Origin of the sequence: Streptomyces eurocidicus (assembly GCF_002891295.1) — a bacterium.
In the GTDB taxonomy this organism is placed as follows: domain Bacteria; phylum Actinomycetota; class Actinomycetes; order Streptomycetales; family Streptomycetaceae; genus Streptomyces; species Streptomyces eurocidicus.
The window spans coordinates 67,021-73,433 of sequence record NZ_LGUI01000015.1 but is presented as its reverse complement, the minus strand read 5'-3'; the positions used below and the strand labels follow the sequence as shown (position 1 = coordinate 73,433).

5 protein-coding genes and 1 pseudogene are annotated in these 6,413 nt (G+C 74.7%); 1 reads left to right on the top strand and 5 read right to left on the bottom strand.

From position 1 onward, the window contains the following. Positions 1 to 2: 2 nt before the first annotated feature. From AF335_RS36515 to AF335_RS33345, 4 genes and pseudogenes are all read right to left on the bottom strand, one after another. Positions 3 to 146, bottom strand: a complete 144-nt coding sequence (locus AF335_RS36515; protein ID WP_342353984.1) for a hypothetical protein — start codon at positions 144 to 146, stop codon at positions 3 to 5. Between the two features lie 305 nt (positions 147 to 451). Continuing rightward, positions 452 to 1,027: pseudogene (locus AF335_RS33355) on the bottom strand (methyltransferase family protein); the annotation flags it as partial. 92 nt (positions 1,028 to 1,119) lie between these two features. Further along, positions 1,120 to 2,205 (bottom strand): aminotransferase class V-fold PLP-dependent enzyme, encoded by a 1,086-nt coding sequence (locus AF335_RS33350; RefSeq protein ID WP_102922173.1) that lies wholly within the window; start codon positions 2,203 to 2,205, stop codon positions 1,120 to 1,122. 518 nt (positions 2,206 to 2,723) lie between these two features. Further along, complete coding sequence (locus AF335_RS33345; RefSeq protein WP_102922172.1) at positions 2,724 to 3,731, bottom strand: bile acid:sodium symporter family protein; 1,008 nt, start codon at positions 3,729 to 3,731, stop codon at positions 2,724 to 2,726. Between the two features lie 274 nt (positions 3,732 to 4,005). On the opposite strand from AF335_RS33345, the gene AF335_RS33340 reads away from it, so the two are divergent. After that, the gene (locus AF335_RS33340) at positions 4,006 to 4,989 is read left to right on the top strand and encodes an SCO1860 family LAETG-anchored protein (protein WP_221505111.1); all 984 of its coding nucleotides are present in this window, start codon (positions 4,006 to 4,008) and stop codon (positions 4,987 to 4,989) included. Positions 4,990 to 5,200: 211 nt separating this feature from the next. Here the strand turns inward: AF335_RS33340 and cobC are convergent, their stop codons facing one another. Beyond that, the gene (gene cobC, locus AF335_RS33335) at positions 5,201 to 6,253 is read right to left on the bottom strand and encodes an Rv2231c family histidinol phosphate aminotransferase CobC (protein WP_102922181.1); all 1,053 of its coding nucleotides are present in this window, start codon (positions 6,251 to 6,253) and stop codon (positions 5,201 to 5,203) included. Positions 6,254 to 6,413: the final 160 nt, after the last annotated feature.

Genomic DNA, 6,413 nt, shown 5'->3' with positions numbered 1-6,413 from the left:
TCCTACTTACGCCCCACCACCATCGACTCGGCCCCGCCAAATGCCGCACCCCACTCGACGTGAAGCCCGCCTCCGCCATCCACCTCCGGCACTCGCCCCGTGTAGTCGAAGCCGCCCGTCGTCTCGACCAGCATGTTGAGGCTCATCAGCAGCCCGGTCAGATTCGTGCGGCGGTCGTCGTCGATGAGGGTCTCGTAGACGATGACGACGCCGCCGGGGCAGTGCCTCGTACGCCTTGCGCAGCAGCATCCGCTTCGTGGGCAGGTCCCAGTCGTGCAGGATGTGGCCGAGGAGCAGGGCGTCGGCGCGGGCAGCGGGTCCGTGAAGAAGTCGCCCGCGGTGAACGTGAGCCGGTCCGTGAGCCGAAGCGCTCGGCGCGGTGTTCGAAGTCGTCGCGCACGGACTCCAGGTCGTAGCCGGTGCCCCGTAGGTGCGGGTGGCGCAGCAGGATCTGGCCGAGGGTGCCGCCCTCGGCGCAGCCGACGTCGGCGACGACGCGGTGCGCGGACCAGTCGACGGTGTCGGCGAGGGCGTGTGCCGAGCGCATCGACAGGCCCGTCATCGCCCGGAGGAACTCCGAGCGGCGGACGGGGTCCTGGTACAGGGTCTCGAAGAAGTCGCCGCCGTGCCGGATCTCGTTCTGCGGCTCCCCGGTGCGCAGCCCGTCGAGGAGGGTGCCCCAGAAGCCGTAGAGCCGGAGGTCGGTCATCTCCAGGAAGCCGCCCAGGTAGGTGGCGCGGTCGCGGACCAGGTAACGGGCGGTGACGGGGGTGTTGCCGTACCCCTCCGGGCCGCGCTCCAGCAGGTCGAGCGCCACCAGCGTGTCGAGGAAGTCGCGGGCCGCGCGGGGGTGCAGGCCGAGCCGGTCGCGCAGCTCCTCGTACGGCAGCGGCCGGGTGGCCAGCTCGGTGAAGAGGCCGAGCCGTACCGCGCTGAACAGGACTTTCGACACGGCGAAGCCCAGCCCGAGCTGGAGGATCCGGTCGAGGGCCGCGGACTGGTCCTGCTCGTCGCGCGCACGGCGCATGTGCTCTCCTCGGAGGCGGGGGGAGGAAGGACAGAGCTCCGCACGGGGCTTCGGGGGCTACCCGTGGGCGGAGGTCCTCCCGTCCTACCCACTCACCGCCGCGCGAGCACCTCCAGCAGCCGATCGACGTCGGCGGTGGAGTTGTAGAGGTGGAAGGCGGCGCGAAGCTTGCCCGCCCGCGCGCTGACCTGCACCCCCGCCGCCGCCGACCGCTCGGCGGCGCCCCGGACCCCGGGGACGGCGACGATCGCGGAACCCTCGGCCGGGACGGGCGTGAAGCCGAGCTCCACCACCCCGGCGCGGAAGCGGTCGGCGAGCGCCCGGTCGTGCGCGCCGATGCGCTCGACGCCCAGCTCCTCGATCAGGGCGAGCCCGGGCAGGGCGCCCACGTACGAGAGGACGGCCACGTTCTCGTCGAAGCGGCGGGCCGTCCCGGCGAGCGGCTCCACCTTCCCGTAGCAGGTCAGCCAGGGGTCCTCGCCCGTGACCCAGCCCGCGAACACGGGCGTGAGGCCGCCCAGGTCCTCGGGGACGGTGAGGAAGGCGACGCCGCGCGGGCCCATCAGCCATTTGTAGCCCACGCCCACGGTGAAGTCGTGGGCGGCGGCGTCCAGCGGGAACCAGCCCGCCGCCTGGCTGACGTCGACGAGCGTACGGGCGCCGTACGCGCGGGCGGCCGCGCCGATCGCGCCGAGGCCGGCGATCCGGCCGTCGGCCGACTGGACGGCGCTCACCGCGACGAGGGCGGTGTCCGGCCGGACCTCCTCGGCGAGCCGCTCCAGCGGGACCGTACGCACCCGGAGGCCGGGGCGGGTGTGGAAGGGGTTGACGAGCGAGGCGAAGTCGCCCTCCGCGACGAGCACTTCGGCTCCGGTCGGCAGGGACTGGGCGATGAGCCCGCAGTACACGGCGACGGAGCCGCCGGCGGCGACCCGGGCGGCGGGCACGCCGACCAGCCGGGCGTAGGCGGACCGGGCCGCGTCCACGGTGGCCGAGAAGTCCACGTTCCCCGGCGCCCCGGCGGCCAGGACGCCGACCGCCTCGCTCAAGGCGGCGACGGCCGGGGCGGGCAGCAGGCCGGTGGCCGCGGTGTTGAGGTAAACGGTCTCCGGGGCGAAGCGGGAGGGCGCGAGGCTGTCCATTCCCCCACTATCTGCGGACGCGATCATTCCGTCCATGCCCGGCGGGGCGGCGGGCCGCGGGCGTCTCAGGGTCCGCCCCGAGACGGGTAGGAGGGGTGCCCCGCCCTGAGGAGGAGCGGTCGGGGCACCGCCCGGGCCCTGCGGACGACACCGGGGCACGGGTGGTTACGTCCTGCGGTCGAGAGGTGATTCACCACTGCGGGTGAAGCGGTGGGTGGGGTGGGCACGGAAGTCTTGTGTCATGAGCCGTACGCGACGTTGTTCGCTTCTCAACGCCCTTGCTGACGCAGCTGATTCGGGGGTCTCGCCCTGTGACGACCATGCGACGTTTCATGACGGGGGAGGGGGCCGGCGGGGTGACGGGGTGGGTGGGGGTGGGCTGGGTGCGCCTGCGGCGGGCCTTTCCCCACCCCGCCCCTTCCCGAACGGGGCTCCGCCCCGGACCCCGGTCCTCAATCGCCGGACGGGCTGATTTCAGCCCGTCCGGCGTTTGAGGACATTCGGGAAGGGGCGGGTAGGGGAAAACGCCCGCGCAGCGGCACCCCGCCGTCGTCCTACGACCTCTCCGCCCGCGACATCCACGCCGCCACCACCGCCCCCGACACGTTGTGCCAGACCGAGAACACCGCCGCCGGCAACGCCGCCGCCGCGCTGAAGTGCGCCGTCGCCAGGGAGGCCGCCAGGCCGGAGTTCTGCATGCCGACCTCGAAGGCCATGGTCCTGCTCGCCGGCCGGCCCAGGCGGGCCAGCCGGCCGGACGCGTAGCCGAGGGCCAGGCCGAGGCCGTTGTGGAGCACGACGGCGAGGAGGACGAGGCCCGCCGCGTCCTTGATGCGGGTCGCGCTGCCCGACACCACGGTCAGGACGATGACGGAGATCGTCAGTGCCGACACCCACGGCAGGGCGCGCAGCACCCGGTCGACGTACCGCCCCGCCAGCAGGCGTACGAGCGCGCCGCCGACGACCGGGACCAGCACCGTCTTGAGGATGTCGACGAACATCGCCCCGGCGTCCACGTCCAGGAACCGGTCCGCGAGCAGCAGCGTCAGCGGCGGTGTCACCAGCGGTGCGACGAGCGTGGAGACCGTCGCCACGGACACGGACAGCGCCACGTCGCCGCGCGCGAGGTAGGTGACCACGTTGGAGGCCGTACCGCTCGGCGCGCAGCCGACGAGGATCACGCCGGCCGCCAGCTGCGGCGGCAGCCCGAGCGCGGTGGCGATCAGCCAGCCCAGCCCCGGCATGATCACGTAGTGCGCCACCAGGCCCAGCCCCACCGCCCAGGGCCGCGCGGCCACGGCGCGGAAGTCCGCCGGGGTGAGGGTGAGTCCCATCGCGAACATCACCACGCCCAGCAGGTACGGCACCGCCGGTGCCCAGCCCGTGAAGTGCGAGGGTGCCGCGAGACCCGCGCCGCCCGCCGCGAGGACGAGCAGCGGGAAGACGGTGACCGCCAGGCGCGCGGTCCGGCCGGACGAGGAGGAGCCCTCGCCCGTGCCGGATCCTTCGGTCGTACCGCTCCGAACAGCGGCGGAGTCGGGGGAGGTTCGCTCGTTCGGCATACGGCGGGACTTTAGCGATCACCCCTGCCCATCGAACAGGGGTGACGCATGTGACGAGAAAACGCTCACGCGCCGACAGAATCGAATGCGGCTGCGAAAACTACCCTTTGGGGTGAACTGAGCTCAGTGCGCCGCCCGTTCACCCTCCAGGGGTCAAATATGGCGGGGTCCCGCCGTCGGCGCGCGCTGTCCCCCATCGACGCGCCGGCGGCACCACACCTCTCGTGGGGGTTCCACGCACGTGTTCAGCACCACTGTCATCCCTTCCTCCGGCATGCCCGCACGCCGCCGCGCGGTCCGGCTGGCCGTCGCCGCGACCGCCCTCACCGTCGTCGCCACCGGGACCGCCGCCGGACCCGCCGCGGCCACCGGCACCACCCCCGGCAACGGCGCGCGGGCCCAAGGCACTTCCGTCGACGGGACCTCCGGCGCGGTCGTCCTCCGCGCCGGGCTCGACATCGGGCTCCTCGACAAGACGGTCCACGTCCCCCTCGACACCTCGCTCAACGAGGTGAAGGCACCCGCGAACGCCGACCGCACCGCCCTCACCGTCACCCTCGACGGCGTCGAACAGGGCCACCCCGTCACCATGCTGCGCGCCGACACCGCCACCGCCCGCGCCACCGCCGACGGCCGTACCGCCGAGGGCTACGCCAACCTCGTGCACGCCAAGGTGCGCCTCCCCGGGCTGCCCCAGCTCTCCCTCATCGAGGTCCAGCAGGTCACGTCCAGAGCCGTGTGCGAGGCGGGCCGGCAGCCGACGGCCGAGGCGAACGTGCTCGGCAGCGTCTCCGTGCTCGGCAAGCGGGTCACCCTCACGGCGGCCGGCCCGACCAAGGTCTCCGTACCGGGGGTCGGCGAGGTGCGCCTCGACCTGTCGCGCACCGCCACGACGTCCCGCACGGCGGCGGCCGCCGCCCTCGAACTCAAGGTCTCCGTCAACCCCCTGCGGTTGAACGTGGCCGAGGTCGAGGGGCAGGTCACGCTCGCCCGGGCGACGTGCGAGACGCCCCGGGGCGGTGGCGGTACGGGCCCGGCGGCGCCGTCCGGTACGCCCCTGCCCGGGACCAAGCCGCAGACGGCGGCGCACGTGCCGGCGAAGCCGGCGGCCCCGGCGACTCCGGCGGGGCCGGATCTGGCGGAGACCGGGGGTGGCTCGGCGACGCCATATGTGGCGGGGGCGGCGGGGGTGCTCGTGGCGGCGGGGGCCGGGGCGGTGGTGCTGGGGCGGCGGCGGGTGGTCCGCCGCCGCGGCTGACGCCGAACGGGGCTCTTCCCCACCCCGCCCCTTCCCGCAGCATCCGATGTGCGGCTCCGCCGCGTGCGGGGCTCCGCCCCGGACCCCGGTCCTCAAACGCCGGACGGGCTGATTTCAGCCCGTCTGGGGGCACCTCCCAGCGGTAGCTGGGGGAGTTTGAGGACATTCGGGAAGGGGCGGGCAGGGGAAAACGCCCGCCGCAGGCCACGCCTCAGCCGTCCGCCAGGACCTTCGCCAGTGCCTCCACGAAGCGGTCCGTCGTCGCACGGTCCCGCACCGCCAGCCGCAGATACTCCGGGCCCAGCCCCGGAAACGTGTCGCCGCGCCGCACCGCGAAGCCCAGGCCCCGCAGCCGCCCCCGTACCGCCGCCGCCTCCGCCATCCGCACCAGCAGGAACGGGCCGGCCGCCGGGCCGTACACCTGTACGCCCTCGAACGCCGACAGCGCCGCCGTCAGATGGGCCCGGTCGGCGGCCAGGTGGTGCGCGGCGTGCGCGGCCTCCGCGAGGGCCGGGGGAGCGCTGCACGCCTCCGCCGCCGCCAGGGCCGGCGACGACACCGGCCACAGCGGCTGGGCCCGCTCCAGCCGGGCTATCGTCCCCGGCGAGGCCAGGACGTAGCCGATGCGCAGCCCCGCCAGCCCCCAGGTCTTGGTGAGGCTGCGCAGCACCACCAGGCCCGGCAGGTCCGTCCGCGAGGCCAGCGACTCCCGCTCGCCCGGCACCGCGTCCATGAACGCCTCGTCCACGACCAGCGTCCGCCCCGGGCGCGCCAGCTGGGCCAGGGCCTGCGCCGGGTGCAGCACGGACGTCGGGTTGGTGGGGTTGCCCACCACCACCAGGTCCGCGTCGCCCGGCACCGCCCGCGGATCCAGCCGGAAGCCGTCCTCCGGGTCCAGCAGCACCCGCTCCACCGTGTGACCGGCGTCCCGCAGCGCGGCCTCCGGCTCCGTGAACTGCGGGTGCACGACCACCGGCCGCCGCACCCGCAGCGCGCGGGCGAGCAGCACGAACGCCTCCGCCGCCCCCGCCGTCAGCAGCACCCGCTCCTCCGGCAGCCCGTGCCGCTCGGCCACCGCACGCCGCGCCGCCCGCCCGTCCGGGTAGGCCGCCAGCCCGTCGAGCGACGCCGCCAGGCGCTCCCGCAGCCACACCGGGGGCGTGCCCGTGCGGACGTTCACCGCCAGATCGGTCAATTCCGCGCCACCGCCCCGCACTTCGGCGTCGCCGTGGTGCCGGAGGTCCGGTTCACTGGGTGTGTGCATGGCCGCGGGCCACCTTCTCTTCTCCTTGACGCTGACAGGGCCGGGGCGAGGGGCCCGCCCCATGACGGTACTGACGGCGCCCCGGCCGTGCGCAGGCGGGTCCACGAGGGCGGTCCCGTACGGGGGACAGGCCGCCGGTTCGGCTGCGGGCCGGCTCCCG

What these genes read in the sequence shown, in the direction of transcription:
- AF335_RS36515 (WP_342353984.1), bottom strand. Translation starts at nt 146, where the DNA reads ATGAGCCTCAACATGCTGGTCGAGACGACGGGCGGCTTCGACTACACG.
- AF335_RS33350 (WP_102922173.1), bottom strand. Translation starts at nt 2,205, where the DNA reads ATGGACGGAATGATCGCGTCCGCAGATAGTGGGGGAATGGACAGCCTC.
- AF335_RS33345 (WP_102922172.1), bottom strand. Translation starts at nt 3,731, where the DNA reads ATGCCGAACGAGCGAACCTCCCCCGACTCCGCCGCTGTTCGGAGCGGT.
- AF335_RS33340 (WP_221505111.1), top strand. Translation starts at nt 4,006, where the DNA reads ATGCCCGCACGCCGCCGCGCGGTCCGGCTGGCCGTCGCCGCGACCGCC.
- cobC (WP_102922181.1), bottom strand. Translation starts at nt 6,253, where the DNA reads ATGCACACACCCAGTGAACCGGACCTCCGGCACCACGGCGACGCCGAA.